The organism is Acinetobacter sp. ESBL14 (assembly GCF_036668815.1).
Classification (GTDB): Bacteria; Pseudomonadota; Gammaproteobacteria; order Pseudomonadales; family Moraxellaceae; genus Acinetobacter; species Acinetobacter gyllenbergii.
On sequence record NZ_JAZEVS010000002.1, the window covers coordinates 361,215 to 379,360 of the forward strand.

The following is an 18,146-nucleotide window of genomic DNA, read 5'->3' on the forward strand; positions in this document are numbered from 1 at the left end:
TATTTTGCATATTTAAGTTATTCAAAAGCCCAAGCCTCGTGCTTGGGCTTTTTTATTTTGTCGATGGCTGCTGGTATGTGTTCTTATGGACTAAGAAAATAAAACTTTAACAAGTAGTCAATACCTTGCTATGCTATTAATGATAATAATTCTCATTTTTGATTTTTGCTGAGTGGATAAAATAATGACATCGAAACTCAATGATCGGTTGTTAATTGCGGCACTGTATACCAGTACCTTTCTCTGCTTGGTGGATTTAAGCAGTGTCAATCTGGCTTTAACTGCAATTCAGACACAGTTCAATAGTCATCTCGCCGATTTACAGTGGGTGATTGATAGCTATGCGTTGAGTATGTCGAGTTTGATGTTGGCAGTGGGGGCGTTAAGCCAATGGTTGGGGCGTAAACGCTTATGGTTGGTCGGTGTCGGGATCTTTATTTTAGGCTCGGTGATTTGTGCCGCAGCACCGGATTTTGGTATCTTGATTATTGGGCGAGTGATTCAGGGCATCGCAGGTGCGATGTTGATTCCATTGACTTTGGCGATCATCGTACATCATTTTACCCAAGCCAATCGCAAAGCACGGGAAATTGGCAACTGGAGTTCATTCAGTGCCTTTGCCTTGATTGTTGGGCCCTTGATGGGTGGCCTGATGGTGCATTATTTGGGCTGGCAAAGTATTTTCTGGTTGAATCTGCCAGTTGGGTTATTGGCCTTATTTTTGGGCTGGAAAGGTATTGCCGCCGATCAATATCAGCAAAAAATCAGTTTTGATTATTTGGGGCTGATCTATAGCGTGATTGCGATTGCCACCTTGACCTATAGCATTATCATGGTTCAGCAAGCACATATAGGGTATTTAATTGTTTTTAGTTTCCTACTTTCGGTGGCGTTTACGCTGATTTTTATTCGACATCAAAAACACGCTTTGCATCCGCTGATTCCACGTCATTTATTCCATAACCGCATTTTTTTACGTTTTAATCTGATCTCTTTTCTATTGGGGTTTGCAGGCTATAGCTCCTTATTTGTCTTTGCCTTGTTTTATCAGGAACAGGTTCATTTAAGCGCGGCTCAAGCTGGTTGGTTGATCGCCCCACAATTTCTGATGCAGGCGCTGGTTTCTATTTGCTTTGGTCGGTTACAGCAAAGTTATGGTGCATTGCCCTTACTCAGACTAGGGTTATTCATTTCTGGAATCGCCTTGATCGCAATGATCAGTTTCCAGAGTAATTCTTCTTATCTGTTGTTTATGGGCTTAAGCGGCCTGATGGGAGCCGGCATTGGATTGATCGTGCCGAGTTCGAGTACCTTGAGCCTGCATGCAGTATCGCAGGCAGATGCTAGCTTTGCTGCGGCAATTTTAAATATGCTCAGACAACTTGGACTGACTTTTGGCATTGCTGTATTGGGTACACTGACTGCGTTTATGATCAAATGGGCAGTGATAAGCTTGCATTATTCGATGGCACAGGCGCAGCTATTGGCATTCCATGTGGTGGTGGTGATCATGGGTGGACTATTTCTTGCAGCGATGTGGAGCTTAAGAAAAATTAAACAAGAATGTATCGCACCGATCTCATCGACCTAGACCAGTTATCATTTTGGTAGTTTTGGCAAATTTTGTAAGCTTTTTTGCCCTGTGCATGGATTTTTTACAGCGTAATACTCGAACACAGTCTAGAAAATGATGCAGGTAATCGAGATGACTCTTGCAAATGTGAAGGTAGAAAAAACTTATTTAAATCGTCCCAAAGCCTTGGGAATTACAGTACGACGTTTGCAATTTAATCCGAACAAAATCAAACGTCATTATTTTGCCAATTCCCCAGTAATGTCACATTTACTCACGGCACTGTCTTCAACTTTTCCGATTGGGGAGCAGTATTTTGTCAATAGTGTGCGCAATGTCCGAGACAAAGTACAAGACCCACAATTACAAGCACAGATTGCGGCTTTTATTGGGCAGGAGGCGATGCATTCCAAAGCGCATACGGAGTTTAATGATGCTTGGCGACGTGAGGATTATAATCTTGATCGTTTTCAGGCATGGTTGGCCAAGCGCGATGATGTACTGCGTAATATTCATCCGAAACTACAACTGGCTTTGACCTGTGCCTTTGAACATTTTACCGCGATGTTAGGCGGTTATATTCTCAAGCATCCTGAAATCCTCAGTACCTTGGATGATGATGCCATGAAACTATGGGTCTGGCATGCAATTGAAGAAATCGAGCATCGTTCGGTGGCATTTGATGTTTATCAAGATGTCTATGGTGATGACCGTATTCGCCGTTTACTGATGCGCAGTGTGACGACAGGCTTTGCCAGTTTGACTTTTTATGCGACTACGCGTTTGATCTGGCAAGATAAATGGCAAAGCTTACCGAAACTCGGTGGCAATCTATTTGGTATGTATTTACTTAGTAAAATGCTACTGCAGTTGATACCCGAGTATTTATCGTATTATCAAGCGGATTTTCATCCTGCCAAACATGATTACAGTGCATTGGTGAATTACTGGAAAGCGCGTATGGCCGATGAATATGGGATGGCAAGTTTTCAAGAAGAAACAGCATCTAAAATTTATAGTTAATTTCAATTCAAATGACAACGTTTGTGCTTAGCGCGGCATTACTTCAAGCTTGCTTGGGGAATGCCTTTTTTATTTAAAGACTCATAAATCAACTTTAATAAATGTTACACAGCTGACAAAAAATCCCATTACAATGAATTATCGCAAAAATATAAAGAAAAACTTGAGGATAAATTTTTATGAAAATCATCAAACAAACTGCACTGGCAACCGTATTGGCAAGCACCTTGTTATTTACTGGTTGTGGCTATAACACTTTGCAGGTCAAAGATGAAGCCGTGAATGCGTCTTGGTCTGAAGTGCAGAACCAATATCAACGCCGTGCCGATTTGGTACCGAATTTAGTTAATGTGGTGAAAGGCTATGCCAAACATGAAGAGCAAGTGTTGGTCGAAGTCACTCAGGCACGTTCTAATGTGGCAGGTTTAAAAGTCGATAAAGAAGTGCTGGAAGATCCCGCATTATTCGAGAAATACCAACAGGCGCAAAGCCAATTGACGGGTGCTTTATCGCGCTTGATTGCCGTGTCAGAAAACTATCCTGACCTGAAAGCCAATGAGCAGTTCCGTGATTTACAGGCACAGCTTGAAGGCACTGAAAACCGTATCGCAGTTGCCCGTAACCGCTATATCACCACGGTTCAAGACTATAACGCTTATGTACGTCAGTTCCCGCAAGTAATGACGGCTAAAGTGATTGGCATGAAAACCAAAGAGAACTTCAAGGCGGAACAATCTGCACAGCAAGCACCGACAGTTTCATTTAATTAATCTGTGAAATTGTTCTGAACTGTGAGGAGTTGCCGTATGTTGAACCTGTTTAAGCAGCACTTAAAACAGAAGATTTTACCTGTTTTAAGCATCGTTTTTGCGACACTGCTTTTCCAGCATACGGTTTGGGCTGAAGTCGCGACCGCAACTGATCAAAGCGATGTGATTGTTGCGGGTAAGATTATTCAACAACAGCAAAAAGCAAATACCTCATCGACAACACCTCAGCAGCCAGAAACACCAGCTTTAGCGCAAGTGGCCAATGATATGGCCGAAGGTGAATCCATCCGTGGTTTGCCGACCTTAAACCAACCTGTGATTGATCAGGCCAAAGTCTTGAGTGATGCCGAAATGCAGCAGCTCAACCAGAAAATTTTGGGTCTGTATCAACAAGGTAAAGCCCAAATTGGGGTGATTATTGTACCGACCACTGGACAGGAAGCCATTTTTGATTTTGCTTTGCGTGCAGGAGAGAAATGGCAGTTGGGTTCAGCCAAGCGCGATAATGGTTTGTTGATGGCAATTGCGGTGAATGACCGTAATATTCAAATCTTGACGGGTTATGGTTTGGAAGGCGTACTGCCCGATGTGGTGCTGAGTCGAATTATCCGCAATCAAATCACCCCTTATTTTAAACAGGGGCAGTATGCTCAAGGTATTTCAGCAGGCTTGGATGAGATTAGCCGTATCGTCAATTTAGATCCAGAGATTGCACAGCAAGCGGCACAAGAATTGAAAGATCAGCATGAACAAGCAATCCAAGCGCAACAAGCCAAAGACAATACCTTGACCATGGCCTTATTTATCCTGATTGCGGGTGTGGTCGGTTCGTTTATTGTCGGTAATCGTTTGAGTGCCTCCACTGCAGCCGTGGCTGCAACCGTTGCAGGTCTCGTCAATGGTGCAGGTCTAGTGATGAGCTTATTGCTCGGTGTCGGGATTTTCTTTTTACTGATTACCTCGTTGGCACAACTGATTTTCCAAGCCTTTCTATCTGGTGGTGGTCGTGGTGGCGGAGGTGGAGGATTTGGTGGTGGCAGCGGCGGTGGTTATAGTGGTGGTGGCGGCAGCTTTGGCGGGGGAGGAGCATCAGGCTCATGGTAACCAAGACAGATACAACACAGATTATTACTCAGCCGAAACTGGATGAGCAGGTGCAACCGAGTTTGAAACGTTGGTTTAAGCACTTTCTCTATGTCTCCTCTGCACATCGTTATTTTAGTAAGCAAGATCGAGTCGAGATTGCCAAAGCCGTCCAGCAAGCTGAAAAGGGCCATGTGGGAGAGATTCAGGTGGTGATCGAAGGGCATATCCCTTGCTCGCAGGCCTACCACCAAAATACTCGTTTACGTGCGCAACAACTGTTTGCTGAATTGGGTGTTTGGGACACCGAGTTGAATAGTGGTGTATTGCTCTATCTCAATTTATGCGAGCGTAAAGTCGAGATTGTGATTGATCGTGGTTTAAAAAATGCCACGCCGACTGAAACTTGGAATGGGATCTGTCAAAGCATTGTGCTGCTCTTGGCTCAAAAGCAGTATCTACAGGCCGTGAATAATGGCGTAACGGAAATTGGGCAGGTCTTAGATCAGTATTATGTAAAAACCGAACCAAATGATCAGAATGAATTGCCGAATGAGCCAATTATCCTAAACTAAAATAGCGTTGAGTGTTTCGAGTAGAAATAGCGCTTGAGATTTTTAAAGAAATCTACTATTGTGCAGAATGTTCTGTCTGTGCTTGTTCGGCAGTCACTTCCATGGTCTTTGCAGCCAGCTTCCGATAAACGGTGAGAAAAAATAAAATAATTAAAAATATTTTTTTTGTGAATTGAGTCGCTCAATTTGCATACAAGTAGAAAGTAGTCAAATTCGTTAGCAAAAAAAATGAATAATTAAGCAGTAAAGATGACGTTAATTGTCATTTTTTTTCTGAAAATGTCTGATTTGATCTTCTTTTGTACAGGTGGAATTTCTTTTAAGTCCCTGTTTTTTTAAGTTAAAATTAGCTAAGCTAAGGACTGGCATAAAACATGCTAATTACTAAATAGCTGAAAAAAGCTTATAAAAAAATACTCATTGGAGAAATGTTATGAAATCAATGCAAAAGGGTTTTACTCTTATCGAATTGATGATCGTTGTGGCGATTATTGGTATCTTGGCGGCAGTTGCGATTCCTGCGTATCGTGAATATGTAGCAACTTCTTATGGTGCTTCGGCAATGGGTGGCGTAAATAACTTTGTACCTAAAGCTCAAGCGTGTATCCAAACAGCAATTGGATGTACTTCAGCCAACTCTGAAATTACAGCAACAGTACCGACTGCTGCTACAGGTCAAACAGTTGTTTATAGAAACGGTCCGATTGCTGAACAAACTGGCGTAAATCTTATTGCTGTCAATAAAGGTTGTGCTGTTACAGCTACTATCACTGAAAATGGTGCTGTTACATTTGCAGCCGCTGCTAATAGTATTGGTACAGCTTCGGCAACAACACCACAGTGTCAAGAAGGCGCAAAACTTAACTAATTTCGTTTAGTTTGAAAATCCTCATCTTTATGGGGATTTTTTTATTTTTTAAGAAGTGGCAGAGAGAAATAGCAAAAAATAATAGTTAATTGACAAAAAATGTTATAAATGGAAAATAACTTATTCTAAGCAATTGTTTTATATCAATTTTATTTTTGGCATGATTCTTGTTGATATTTTAGATATTGAATGGGGGATGGGTTATGCAAAAAGGATTTACTTTAATTGAGTTAATGATTGTTGTAGCGATCATTGGAATATTGGCTGCAGTGGCTATTCCTGCTTATCGTGAATATGTGTCTGTATCATATGGGGCTGCTGCAATGAAGGTGGTCTCGGGGCAAACCATCAATCTGCAAATGTGCGTACTTGAGGCTGGGGGGTGTAGCATGATTAATAATACAATATCATCAACAACCGGCTTATCATCTAGTCCAAGTCCTGTTGTTACAAATCAGCCAGCGACACTGACGTTTGATAATACAGTCTGCCAAGTGACGGTGAGTGTGGATATTAATGGTGGTCTGAGTTATTCAGCAAATACATCGAATGCAGCAAAAGCAACGCTTCAACAGTGTAAGCAAGGTGCGGGTTTATCATAAGTTATGCAAAAGATTGAGGGGAGTATGTTGAGGGATAAATTTAAAGCATTTGCGGTACATTTAAGTCTAAGTGCTTTAGTTGGGTTGGTCTGTGCCTTTATTATTTATAAAGTCTGGTTTATCGCACCATTAGAGATTGCTACAAAAATTACGCCCATCTTTTTGATGATGGTTGGTATTGATATCATTGTTGGTCCTTTATTAACCTTCTTGGTGTATAAAAAGGGCAAGAAAACCTTAAAACTCGATCTCAGTGTGATTGTGATCATACAATGTATTGCTCTCATTTATGGGGTTTTTAATATTTATCAAAGTCGTCCATTGTGGATTGCTTTTGATCAAGATAGTTTCTATTTGGTTAGAGCGAATGAGGTCGATTTGGAGAGTGAAAAAAAAGCCGCTGTCGCTTATCAAAGCCACATTGTTAGCAAGCCGCAGTTTGTGAGTATAAAAAGACCAGATATCGAAACACAAAAGGGTAAAGAATTACGGTTTTATGATTTTATGGGGATGAATTTAGCTGTAAAAAAACCAGAACTATATGATTCTATGAATAAGGCCCGACAAGCTTTGTCAACACAAGCATTCGCTTTACAGGATTTAGAAAAATATAATGCCAATACCTCACTAATTTTGTCTAAGTATCCACAAGCAGATGCATTTCTACCACTGAAAACAAATGTTATTGATATGACGGTTCTCATAAATAAAGAAAAAGGTGAAGTGGTTAAAATTGTTGATTTGCGTCCTGGGAAGTAAATTGTAGTTTTTATCTTATATTTAGTTTGTAGCAGAAGGCTTGGCGATATAATTCACCAAGCCTTTTTTCCATGTACAACGTATGCGATATCTCTGCCTTTTCCTCGCCAGCATTTTGATAGCTTTTGCTTGGCTTTCTCCATTTCATGTCTATCCTTGGGTGACTTTCTCTGGTGAGCTCGCTGCATTTGGGGCTGGATGGGTATTACTGGCGATTTATTTAAATAAAAATATTGTAGTGCCAAGAGCACAGCTTTTAATTGCGCCGATTATTGTTGTTCCAATGCTGCAATGGGGCTTTGGATTAGTGAATGACTTTAGCACAGCACTCCTAAGTAGCACCTATATTTTTGCTTTTTGGCTGATGATTGTACTTGGCTACAATCTTTCTTTGCAGACAGATCAACGTGAATCTCTCATGCAGGAGTTTTCTAAACTCTTATTGGGTATCGCGATAGTTTGTAGTGTCATGGCGATTGTGCAGTGGTGTGGCCTAGGTGGCACCATTAATGGCATCATGCAACTCAAAGGGGATCGGCCTTATGCAAACTTTGGCCAGCCAAATCACTTGGCAACCTTTTTGATTATGGGGTTGATGGGCGCATTATATCTTTATGAAAAAAGAGTTATGGCTTCGTATTGGTTATTACCAGCGAGTTTATTGATTCTATTTACGGTGGCTTTAACTCAGTCTCGAACGTCATGGGTGGTGTGCGTATTTATCTTATTCTATTGGATGTATAAGCAGTACAAGCAGCAACCTCGCTTTAGCTTCGCTCAGCTTTGGATCTGGTGTGTGGGTTTTTTTGTGATTGCGGCTTGGGGCTTACCACAGCTGACCAATCTTATTGAAACCTTTTCAAATTCAGAGTTGATTCAAACCAGTAGTCTGGCTGAACGTGCCAGTTCAGGCTATTTGCGTTTTGATATCTGGACGCAAATGTTGCTGGCGTTGAAAGAGCAGCCGTGGTTTGGTTATGGCTGGAATCAGACCAGTGTTGCGCAAATCAGTATTTTCAACTTGCATCCCTCACATGAATGGGTGATCAGTGCACATAATGTACTGCTCGATATCTTGGTGTGGAATGGTTTGCCTATTGGACTGTTGCTTATTGCTTATATGGGCCTATGGTTTTTTTGGTTAGATCGAAATGCCAAGGACAGCACTTCCGTGATTGCAATCATGATGGTTGCTGCAATCCTGATTCATGCCATGCTGGAGTTTCCGCAACGTTATGCGTATTTCCTACTGCCTATGGGGGTTCTCTTAGGTTTAGTTCAAGCACAAACACCTAAGCTCAAAGCGGTGACGCTAAATAAAAACGTTATTCGCTTAATCTGGTTGATCGCATTGGTTGTTTTGGTGCTGATTTGGCGTGACTATAAGCTTTTCCAAGAAAATAGCCGTTTAGTCTTTAAAAAGCAGCAACCAACAGTAGAGATATTTGGAAGTTCTAAAATTCTATTATTGACTCAATTTCAACAACGGCTTGATTGGATTGCTCTAAAACCGCAAACACGAATGTCAGACAGCGATTTGAAGCAGATTGATGCCTTAGTTAAAAATAAGGCGACGCCTTATAACTTGAAGAAGTATGCACAGTTGCTTGCGTATAATCACAAATTTGAAGAAGCGGAACAGCAACTTTTCATTTTACGGCAGTTGTATAAGCAAACACTCAGCTTGCCAGAAGTGGTTGAAATGAATAAACGAGCAGTCTAAAAAAAGCCCTGTACAGGGCTTTTTTTATTCAATCCAAACTATATTTGGGATTGAAGCATGATTTTAATTAGATTTGGCTTTGAATATAATTCTCGATCCCTACATTCTCAACCAGATCTAGTTGGGTGTCGAGCCAATCCCAATACTCTTCTTCTTTCTCTAGAATTTCTTGAACCAAATCACGGGTCACATAATCCTGTTCTACTTCTGCAAGTTCAACGGCTTGCTTGAGGGCTTCAATATTTTCTTTGACCTTGCGGATATCGCAATTCAGAACTTCTTCAGTATGTTGGCCGATATAGAGCTTGCCTAAGTGTTGTAGGTTCGGTAAGCCTTCTAAGAATAAAATGCGCTCAATCACTTTATCTGCATGTTTCATTTGGCGAATAGATTCTTTGTATTCAGCTGAACCTAATTGTTCAATTCCCCAATCATTAAACATACGAGAATGTAAGAAATATTGGTTGATCGCAGTTAAATGGTGGTACAGCACTTGATTGAGCTGATTGATAACTTCGCGATTGCCTTTCATTGCACTTACTCCAAAAACACCAAGTGATGCCCTAGTTGCTAAGGCAATTTATTCTATTTTAATCAACAAAGAATCGTCTGGCGAGTAATTTATAGAACGGCAAATGAAAATCACAATCAAAAACATCCTGATATGGTTATGATTTTTATAAAAAAACCGCTTAAATGAGGAACTTTTTAGGTTCTACAGGAAGCGGTGGAGTCGTAAAACACGAGTTGAATTGGAGGAATAATTTTGAAGATAAATCAGGCAGCTATAGAAATACGCGCAGCGATTTCAGCAAGTTCGTCGCTGATAATAGCACGTGCTTCAGGAGCACAACGACCACAACATGTTCCTAGATCGAGTAGGTCACGGATTTCACGATAGCTCTCGGCGCCATTTGCAACGGCGTCTTTGATATCTTGATCTGTAATTCCACGACATAAACAAACATACATGGGAGTGAGCCACAAATATAAATGCGATAATTGATATTATTGATAATTATTATCGTTTGTCAATGAATTTCATTCTAACAATGAGTATATTCTTATTGGGAATTTGAATAAAAAAATACCGCCTAATCGGCGATATTTTTAATGATTTATATCTTTTTGATAAATATAAATTTAAAAAAATGCTTATGGAATGATCACAATCCCATCCATTTCAACCAAGGCACCTTTGGGTAAGCTGGCAACACCCAATGCTGCACGCGCAGGATAAGGTTGAGCAAAGTATTCTCCCATGATCTGATTGACCAATTGGAAGTGGGAGAGATCAGTTAGAAAAATATTCAATTTCGCGATGTCTGCCAGACTACCACCTGCAGCAGTACAAACCGCTTTTAAGTTATCAAATACGCGACGAATCTGAGCTTCAATGCCTTCTACAAGTTCCATACTGTACGGATCTAAACCAATCTGGCCAGAGAGATAGAGCGTGTTGCCAACCAAAATTGCTTGAGAATAGGTTCCGATAGCAGCAGGGGCGTGTTCAGTATGAATAACTTGGCGTGACATTTAGCTCTCCTATGTCGTTTTTCTATCTTAAATCCATGTGACTTTAACACAAAACCATAGCGACGAAAGAGCTGAATACTGTGTAGTCGCCATGAAGGAGGTTTTTGTTTGCACTTTTCTGTCTATAAACAGCGAGAACGCTGAATGGGAACAGTGCGCTTAGATTGAGCTGGCGGTGGCTAATTTTGCAACTTCAGGCTGAACAATCGGCATATTTAAGCGTTCAATACGTGGGAAGCCAAAGTGCATACGCAGATCTCGAATGATTTGAGCAATTTGATTTCGGTTGCTGACCACGATATTGACATAGGTTTTTTGGTCTTGCGAGTGCACCATTTCTACGCCGGTTTTGGCTTTACGGCATTGATAGATCAAATCAGAAATTTGTTCATCGTTCATGGCCATATGGATGCATAGATAGGCACTAAAACGAACATCATCAATTTCTTCAGATTGCCAATGTAGCGGCATGATGTTTTCAGGATGCAGATGCTGTTCGTGTAATAAGTTCCGACAACGGGAACGGTGCACAATGAGACCACGTCGCGACAAATGTCCTTGAATTGGATCACCCAATACTGGGTTACAGCAATGCGCATATTTGACATCAACGCCTTCTGTTCCGACGATTAAACGATCGGAAGCATCTTGGTGCTGTGAATGATAGTCTTGTGCAAATAAATGGTTGGCAACCAGCTGTGGTAATAGGTCACCGACTGCAATCTGTTCAAATAAGGTGTCTTTACTGCTTAAATGCCGCCATTCAAGTACATTGATCCAATCGGTTGGAGAAAGATCATTGATTGAGCGCTGAAACAGTTTTAAGGCGCGATTTAAGGCCTGTTGTCCGACTAAGCGTTGCTCATCGATGTCTTGTTCTCTCAGAATATTCTGTAACGCCCGACGTGCTTTTTGGGTATTAATGAAGCTGAGCCAATCTGGATTTGGTGTTGCCAACACATCAGTAATGATCTCAACCACTTGGCCACTATGCAGAGGGGTGGATAATGGTCGAATTTCACCATCGACTTTGGCACCGACAGCATGGTTACCTAAGAACAGGCTGGCTGAATAGGCGAAATCAACCACCGTGGCGCCTTGGGGTAATTCGTGCAATTGTCCATGTGGGGTATAGACCCAAATTTTTTCTTGGTGCAAATAATCGAGTAGATCACTAAAGGTGGTTTTTGCACAACCGCTATCAATTAAGGTGTTCAAGTTCTGCATGGATGCCTGAATCGCTGAGCGACAGGCTTGCGGTGCATTTTCACCAAGGACAACACCAAAACGGGCTGCTTTACGCATCAATTCGGTTTGGATGGTCAATGAAAGTGTGGTTTTCTCACCTTTCAACTGGATCATGAGCGATTGGTTGCCGCCGGGTAAAGGACGGCGAATATGATCGCGATATTGCAAAACTTGAAAATTGTCTTTTAGCGCATCAACCAGACGGTCGCAGTCAGCAATGCTTTGTAAAATAATTTCAAAGGCATGGCTGTGACTAAGTTCATTTAAGTCGATTTCATTTTTAATAAAATGACGCAGTAATTCGATATTGTTGTTTTTCTTTTTAATTCGACCCTTGAGGTCATAGGCTTTTAGCAGTTCAGAAAGTTTTTGCTCCCAAACCGCTTGGTATTCACAACGTTTTGGTTTGGTTTCCAATAATGCGGTTTGCACATCATTAAACATGTCTAAATCAAGATTTTGATAACATAAATGTTCAAGGTTATCCGCCATCTCGTTCATACCGACCAGACGCGCCATTGGCACAAAAATATCGAGGGTTTCTTGGGCAATGCGTGCACGCTTATCTGGACGCAACGCGCCCAAGGTGGTCATGTTGTGATAACGGTCAGCCAGTTTAATAATAATGACACGTGGGTCTTGTAGAGTCGCTTGCAGAATTTTTCGGAATGATGCAGCTTTGTTATATTCTTTATCGCTGGAATGGCTGAGCTTGGTGACGCCATCGACCAGTTCGGCGACGACGACACCATATTTCTGCCCAATTTCATCTTTGGTAAATTCAGTATCTTCAATCACATCATGTAAAAGTGCAGCCATCAACGTTTCAGCATCAAGACGCATGTGTGCCAAAATGCAACTGACGGCTATCGGATGCAATACATAGGGCTCACCACTTTTACGTGTAATACCGCTATGCGCTAGATCAGCAAAATCACAGGCAGCAAGCACACGTTGAACGTCACTATCTTTGAGATAGGCTTCAATAATTGCTTTGAGCTGCTGCTTCGCTTGGCTGACTTCTTCGCCTGGCATATAACACCTTTTATAACTTGAATTCAGTAATCATCTGTCTGTTGATACTTTAACGATCTATTGCATGAATGCTTTTGTGATTCAGTACAATCTTCATGTGCTTAATCTATGGGATCGCATTGAAGACTCATTCCTAGCGCAAGTACTCACAAACATTACGCTTATCTTCTAATGAAAAGCAAATTGACAAACTTGTCAATTTGTTCATTAGAAAAACTCGTAAATTTTTTCAATGACGGATATTGCTTTTATCAATATGCGCTGAATTTTGCAAGAAAGAAAAAAGCCCAAAGTATTCACAATGGGCTTTTCGCATAACAAATTCGATTTAGAAAGTGAAACCTTCTAAGTTCAATGAATTTGTAGACAATACCATATCAAGATTTGATGTTTGGTAGTCTTGATCGCGTTGTTTTAAAATTTCTTTGGTGACATGGCCAATCGCAATTTCGCGTAATGCAACTACGGTTGGTTTGTCATTGTCCCACTCTACAGTTGGTTCCATGCCTTGACGTGCCAATTGACGTGCACGTTTACTCGCCACCAGTACCAACTCGAAGCGGTTATCTACATGGTCTAAACAATCTTCAACGGTTACACGTGCCATAAGTTGTCTCGTTTGAACATTACATTTGAAAAGACTGAGTAGTATAAAAGGCTTTTCTGTTAGACTCAAGTCATTCGCGATTAAGGGTAATCAAGTTTTCGATTAATTGTTGATGGCGAGCGCTTTGTTGTAAGGTCACTAAACGGTTTGCAGTAATAATTGCTTCCAAGTCATGTACGGCTTTATTGAAATCATCATTAATAATGACATAGTCAAAACTGGCAAAATGACGCATATCTTCGACTGCACAACTTAAACGATGCTCAATCACATCGACAGAATCTGTACCGCGATTAGACAGGCGCTGTCTTAAGTCATACTGTGTTGGAGGGAGAATAAAGATTTGTTTTGATTCAGGAAAAAGTCGACGAACCTGTTCAGCACCTTGCCAGTCAATTTCGAGTAAAACATCATGACCCTGTTGCAGTTGTTCTTTAACTTTGGCTTGAGAGGTGCCGTAATAATTACCGAAGACTTCAGCGTATTCGATAAAACCGCCTTCATCCACTTGTGCTAAAAAGCTTTCTTTGCTGGTAAAATGATAGTGAACACCATCGAGTTCGCCAGGTCGTTGACCACGTGTAGTATGTGAGACAGAAACGTGTAAGTTGCTGACTCGATCGAGTAGGGCTTTGACCAAAGATGTTTTGCCTGTTCCTGAAGCTGCAGAAACGACAAACAAGAGACCCGACATGATATTTTTCCTGAATATGATAAAATATCTTGGCTATTGTAGTGTAGCGTGCCATTAAACGAAATAGTTTGGTGTAAAAATTCAGATGATGAGAGAGGATGTTATGGAAATCGTGTTGGCCAATCCACGAGGCTTTTGTGCTGGTGTTGACCGTGCTATAGCAATCGTCAATCGGGCACTGGAATGTTTTAACCCACCAATTTATGTACGCCATGAAGTGGTACACAACAAATTTGTGGTTGATGACTTACGTCAGCGTGGTGCTGTTTTTGTGGATGAGTTGGATCAAGTGCCTGATGATTCGATTGTGATCTTTAGTGCGCACGGCGTATCTAAAGCGGTACAGCAAGAAGCAGATCGTCGTGGTTTAAAAGTTTTCGATGCAACCTGTCCATTGGTCACCAAGGTGCATATCGAAGTGACCAAATATGCACGCGAAGGGACGGAAGCAATTCTGATTGGACATGAAGGTCATCCAGAAGTTGAAGGCACCATGGGGCAATATGATAAGTCTCGAGGTGGTGAGATTTATCTGGTTGAAGATGAGCAAGATGTCGAAGCGCTCATGGTCAAGCATCCTGAAAAAGTCGCATTTGTCACTCAAACCACACTTTCAATTGATGATACCGCTAAAGTGATTGATGCTTTACGAACCAAATTTCCTCTGATTCAGGGGCCGCGTAAAGATGATATTTGCTATGCCACACAAAACCGTCAAGATGCGGTACGTGATTTGGCTGAGCAATGTGATGTGGTTCTTGTGGTCGGCTCTCCGAATTCATCAAATTCAAATCGTTTGCGCGAATTGGCTGAGCGGATGGGCAAGTCTGCTTATTTGGTCGATAATGCAGATCAACTTGAAAAAGCTTGGTTTAAACAGGACAGTAAAATTGGTGTCACAGCAGGTGCATCAGCGCCTGAGATTTTAATTAAACAAGTCATTCAGCGTTTACAAGATTGGGGTGCAACACCCCCCAAAGAGCTACAAGGGCGTGAGGAAAACATTACCTTTAGCCTACCAAAAGAGTTGCGTATCCAAGTGATACAAGCCTAATTTTATTAGAAAAATGTGAACTAGAAACGGATGGATGACACTCCATCCGTTTTTTTTGGGTGCTTATCTGCTTTGTATTGGTTCTGTAAAAATAAAATTTAATATAGAGTAGTGAATTTTAATCATTAGGTGCTGGGGAAATGGGGAAAACTCGGGGTTTCACCTTAATTGAACTGATGGTGACGATTGCGGTATTTGCAATTATTACAATGATTGCTGCACCTAGTTTTAAGAACTTTCAAGATCAGCAGCAAGTTGATTTTTCAAGTAAGGACTTTGAAAAGACTTTGATACAGGCACGCTATGACGCACTGTTACATCGTAAAACCATCACAGTACATTTAAATCAAACGGGGACTGTCAGCCCAACTGATTTATATTGGGCCGTTGATGAAAATGAAACGATGGTTTTTAAAACATTAGTTTGTACAAGCGAAAAGTGGGTAGGGACTGCCGTTGCCGGTGTGGATCAATTGACCTTTTCGCAAGATGGCAATGCTCAACTTTCTCGGGGATATAAAGATCAGAACGGGGTTGATACACGTGAAGGAGTCGTCTTATCAGGTGTAGAGATTACGCTATCGAATAATAATATTAAAAATTATATCGAGATTACGCCTTTTGGCAAAGTCACAGTCAGCAAAGACACCAAACAAGGCAAGGAGTGCTCATGATGCAACAATACCAAAAAGGGGTGGGGTTGGTTGAAGTACTGGTAAGCCTTTTGTTGTTGGCAATTGGGGTATTGGGTTTTTCTTTGTTACAAGTACGAGCACTAGATTCTTCGATAGAAGCATCAAAACGTATTCAAGGGATGGCATTGGCAAAAGATATTGCTGAGCGAATTCGAGCAAATCAGGAAGGCTTGACGAAAAATATCGAAGTAGAAAAAGATGGCAAGAAAGAAAGTTATAAAGCCTATATTAAAGCATTTGAAGGTAAACAAAATTTAAGTAGTTATAGTTACTCAAAATGTTTTGGAACAGCCGTAGCGTGCAATAGTGAAAACTTTGCAACTGAAGATGCAAATCAAGCGCTGTTTAAAGCCTACCAAATGGGAATGAAAATCGGTGTAAACCAATGTGCAGGAAGCACTCAGCGGGATCGTTACTGTATCTTTGTTGCTTGGGACGAGACCAACCCTAAAGATGGCTCGGATGCTAAGGATTGTACAACGGGAGGCTCCTATCGTTCAGACTCTAAATGCGTCGTCTTGGAGGCATATTAAAATGAAAAAGCAAAAAGGTATGACGCTGATTGAGCTGATGGTGGCATTGGTCTTAGGGCTCATAATTGTTGCAGCAGGCTTTCAGACTTTTCTTGCGGGTACGATTAATTATAACTTACAGAAAACATTAGCTGAACTCCAAGACAATGGGAATTTTGGCTTGAACTATATTACGAAAGATATTCGTATTGCCAATTTAGATGCCAACCTCGCTATTTTAAATGATCGTAACTTATATAGTGGTGTGGTGTTGACGGGGCTTAAAAGCTACGAAGCTTTGACTGAAGAAGAGCAGAAGACACAATCAGCAAATCTCCCGTTCAATCTGAATGACAATGACACCACTAAAGTTGAACTGCTTACAGCCAGTGCCTTAGGTGAAAGTAATGTAAAAAGTGAGAAAAGTGACCAGTTGGTCATTCAATACAAGGCGGTTATTGCGGGTGCAATGGATTGTGAAGGTAATGGCATTAGTCAAGCAGAGATTAATGAAGGGGTCTTTATTGTTCAACGCTACTTTTTAAGAAAAGATGGCGATGACCTGGCACTTGCCTGTGATGCTGGACGTTATAAAACCATGGTTCCTACTGCAAGTTTACCGACAAAAATTTCAGATTTCGGTGGTCAGGGACAGGTCATTATTCGCCGTGTTGATTATTTTCATGTGTTATTGGGCATTAAAGATAATGTTCGGGATGAATATAAATATATGCCAATTAGCGATTATATGGGGAATGGCAAGTTGGTTAAGGATGGCCAAGCTCGAGGGCGTATTATGTCGATTCAAATAGGCATACTCATGCGAGGAGTAGAGGCAATTCCAGCAAATCAAACCGTACCTACAGCGTTTCAAGTATTGGATAAAAAAGTTGAATTAACGACCAATGCAACCAAGCAAAAATATGTGCGAGAGGTGGTCAGTCAAACAGTTGCGTTGCGCAATGGTTATGGATTAATGGAGAGCCTGTAATGCATAAGATGAATCAACAGGGCGCGACACTGATTACGGTACTGTTTGTTTTACTGATCGTCACAGTCATTGGAACTTTTGCTGTAAAGCAAAGTATTCTAGGCTTGAACATTGCAACCAATAGTCAGGCCAGAAACCTGATGCAACAAACCGCTGATGCCGTCTTTTTTGCCCTTGAACAAGACAGTAAAACTAAAGAAATTCTGCAAAGAAATTTAAGTTCTTTGGGGATGTTGGGAATGGTTAAATCAGATAGTTTTTTAAATAAAGAATTGGTGTTCTGTTATCGACCTAAGACTCAAAAAGAAATGTTTAGTTTGCAGAATGCCAGTATTGTGTCATGGGCGACGGATAGTGATGGGAAAAAAAATATTAAAAACAATGAAATTGGAACAGCTGGCTTTTGTAAGTATGACTCAAATGATTTTAGTAGTAGTCGAGATATTATGATTTCGCAGATTGCTGTGAAAAAAAGTAGTATTAACAGTGATGTTCCGTTTAAATTTTTCCCAACAGGTACCGATACGACAACGGTACAGCTTGATGGTGTACAGCCTGTGCGTATCGTGGTGACAACGATTATTCCAAATGCAACGACAGGCAGTAATAGTTGGAGTTCACTGAAGAGTGATGTCAACAAATGTTTTAGTAATTATACCAATGAAAAATCGACACAGAATGATGGAACAGAATCTGTAACCGACTGTTTTGATCAGCTCGGTGTGCCATATAGTCAGCAAGTGATGGACTATGCCGTGGTTAGTTATGCCACAAAAAGCAGTTAAATGGGGATAAGGC

20 protein-coding genes are annotated in these 18,146 nt (G+C 41.0%); 14 read left to right on the plus strand and 6 right to left on the minus strand.

All coding sequences use genetic code 11. The annotated features are described in order from the left end of the window. The first annotated feature begins 184 nt into the window (after nt 1-184). The 9 genes from V6E90_RS09825 to V6E90_RS09865 all read left to right on the plus strand — a co-directional run bounded on the left by V6E90_RS09825 (nt 185) and on the right by V6E90_RS09865 (nt 8,976). The gene (locus tag V6E90_RS09825) at nt 185-1,591 is read left to right on the plus strand and encodes an MFS transporter (protein ID WP_332605234.1); all 1,407 of its coding nucleotides are present in this window, start codon (nt 185-187) and stop codon (nt 1,589-1,591) included. A 114-nt stretch (nt 1,592-1,705) separates the two neighbouring features. Continuing rightward, the gene (locus tag V6E90_RS09830; protein WP_332605235.1) at nt 1,706-2,596 is read left to right on the plus strand and encodes a metal-dependent hydrolase; all 891 of its coding nucleotides are present in this window, start codon (nt 1,706-1,708) and stop codon (nt 2,594-2,596) included. 179 nt (nt 2,597-2,775) lie between these two features. Further along, nucleotides 2,776-3,366 (plus strand): LemA family protein, encoded by a 591-nt coding sequence (locus V6E90_RS09835; protein ID WP_016542733.1) that lies wholly within the window; start codon nt 2,776-2,778, stop codon nt 3,364-3,366. Nucleotides 3,367-3,402: 36 nt separating this feature from the next. Then, nucleotides 3,403-4,470 carry a TPM domain-containing protein gene (locus V6E90_RS09840; protein WP_332605236.1) on the plus strand — a complete coding sequence of 356 codons (1,068 nt, stop codon included), beginning with the start codon at nt 3,403-3,405 and terminating at the stop codon, nt 4,468-4,470. Continuing rightward, nucleotides 4,464-5,024 carry a TPM domain-containing protein gene (locus V6E90_RS09845; RefSeq protein ID WP_332605237.1) on the plus strand — a complete coding sequence of 187 codons (561 nt, stop codon included), beginning with the start codon at nt 4,464-4,466 and terminating at the stop codon, nt 5,022-5,024. The genes V6E90_RS09840 and V6E90_RS09845 overlap by 7 nt, the downstream gene beginning before the upstream one ends. Nucleotides 5,025-5,466: 442 nt before the next feature. After that, complete coding sequence (locus V6E90_RS09850; protein ID WP_409360516.1) at nt 5,467-5,892, plus strand: type IV pilin protein; 426 nt, start codon at nt 5,467-5,469, stop codon at nt 5,890-5,892. 203 nt (nt 5,893-6,095) lie between these two features. Continuing rightward, nucleotides 6,096-6,494 (plus strand): pilin, encoded by a 399-nt coding sequence (locus V6E90_RS09855; protein WP_332605238.1) that lies wholly within the window; start codon nt 6,096-6,098, stop codon nt 6,492-6,494. Between the two features lie 3 nt (nt 6,495-6,497). Further along, nucleotides 6,498-7,253, plus strand: a complete 756-nt coding sequence (gene tfpZ, locus V6E90_RS09860) for a TfpX/TfpZ family type IV pilin accessory protein (protein ID WP_332605239.1) — start codon at nt 6,498-6,500, stop codon at nt 7,251-7,253. Between the two features lie 82 nt (nt 7,254-7,335). Then, the gene (locus V6E90_RS09865; protein WP_332605240.1) at nt 7,336-8,976 is read left to right on the plus strand and encodes a PglL family O-oligosaccharyltransferase; all 1,641 of its coding nucleotides are present in this window, start codon (nt 7,336-7,338) and stop codon (nt 8,974-8,976) included. A gap of 67 nt (nt 8,977-9,043) precedes the next feature. Here the strand turns inward: V6E90_RS09865 and bfr are convergent, their stop codons facing one another. The 6 genes from bfr to gmk form a co-directional block, all read right to left on the minus strand. Next, a complete protein-coding gene (gene bfr, locus V6E90_RS09870; RefSeq protein WP_016542740.1) occupies nt 9,044-9,508 on the minus strand; it encodes a heteropolymeric bacterioferritin subunit Bfr in 465 nt (154 codons plus the stop codon). A 245-nt stretch (nt 9,509-9,753) separates the two neighbouring features. Next, a complete protein-coding gene (locus V6E90_RS09875; protein WP_004776027.1) occupies nt 9,754-9,948 on the minus strand; it encodes a bacterioferritin-associated ferredoxin in 195 nt (64 codons plus the stop codon). Between the two features lie 183 nt (nt 9,949-10,131). Further along, entirely contained in the window at nt 10,132-10,512 is a 381-nt protein-coding gene (locus tag V6E90_RS09880) for a RidA family protein (RefSeq protein WP_004657462.1), read from the minus strand. Nucleotides 10,513-10,671: 159 nt separating this feature from the next. Further along, on the minus strand, nt 10,672-12,795 hold the full coding sequence (locus V6E90_RS09885; protein WP_016542741.1) for a RelA/SpoT family protein: 2,124 nt from the start codon (nt 12,793-12,795) through the stop codon (nt 10,672-10,674). Nucleotides 12,796-13,123: 328 nt separating this feature from the next. Beyond that, nucleotides 13,124-13,402 carry a DNA-directed RNA polymerase subunit omega gene (gene rpoZ / locus V6E90_RS09890; RefSeq protein WP_004803954.1) on the minus strand — a complete coding sequence of 93 codons (279 nt, stop codon included), beginning with the start codon at nt 13,400-13,402 and terminating at the stop codon, nt 13,124-13,126. Between the two features lie 70 nt (nt 13,403-13,472). Next, the gene (gene gmk, locus V6E90_RS09895; protein WP_016542742.1) at nt 13,473-14,096 is read right to left on the minus strand and encodes a guanylate kinase; all 624 of its coding nucleotides are present in this window, start codon (nt 14,094-14,096) and stop codon (nt 13,473-13,475) included. Nucleotides 14,097-14,199: 103 nt separating this feature from the next. Here gmk and ispH point away from each other — a divergent pair, with 103 nt between their 5' ends. The 5 genes from ispH (at nt 14,200) to V6E90_RS09920 (ending at nt 18,133) form a co-directional block, all read left to right on the plus strand. Further along, nucleotides 14,200-15,150 carry a 4-hydroxy-3-methylbut-2-enyl diphosphate reductase gene (ispH, locus tag V6E90_RS09900; RefSeq protein ID WP_016542743.1) on the plus strand — a complete coding sequence of 317 codons (951 nt, stop codon included), beginning with the start codon at nt 14,200-14,202 and terminating at the stop codon, nt 15,148-15,150. A 140-nt stretch (nt 15,151-15,290) separates the two neighbouring features. After that, nucleotides 15,291-15,824, plus strand: a complete 534-nt coding sequence (locus V6E90_RS09905) for a pilus assembly FimT family protein (RefSeq protein WP_016542744.1) — start codon at nt 15,291-15,293, stop codon at nt 15,822-15,824. Beyond that, nucleotides 15,821-16,378, plus strand: coding sequence for a type IV pilus modification protein PilV (pilV, locus tag V6E90_RS09910; protein ID WP_016542745.1), 558 nt, complete (start codon nt 15,821-15,823; stop codon nt 16,376-16,378). The genes V6E90_RS09905 and pilV overlap by 4 nt, the downstream gene beginning before the upstream one ends. A 1-nt stretch (nt 16,379) precedes the next feature. Continuing rightward, entirely contained in the window at nt 16,380-17,348 is a 969-nt protein-coding gene (locus V6E90_RS09915) for a PilW family protein (RefSeq protein WP_016542746.1), read from the plus strand. After that, a complete protein-coding gene (locus V6E90_RS09920) occupies nt 17,348-18,133 on the plus strand; it encodes a pilus assembly PilX family protein (protein ID WP_016542747.1) in 786 nt (261 codons plus the stop codon). Before V6E90_RS09915 ends, V6E90_RS09920 begins: the two co-directional genes overlap by 1 nt. The last annotated feature ends 13 nt before the right edge of the window (nt 18,134-18,146 follow it).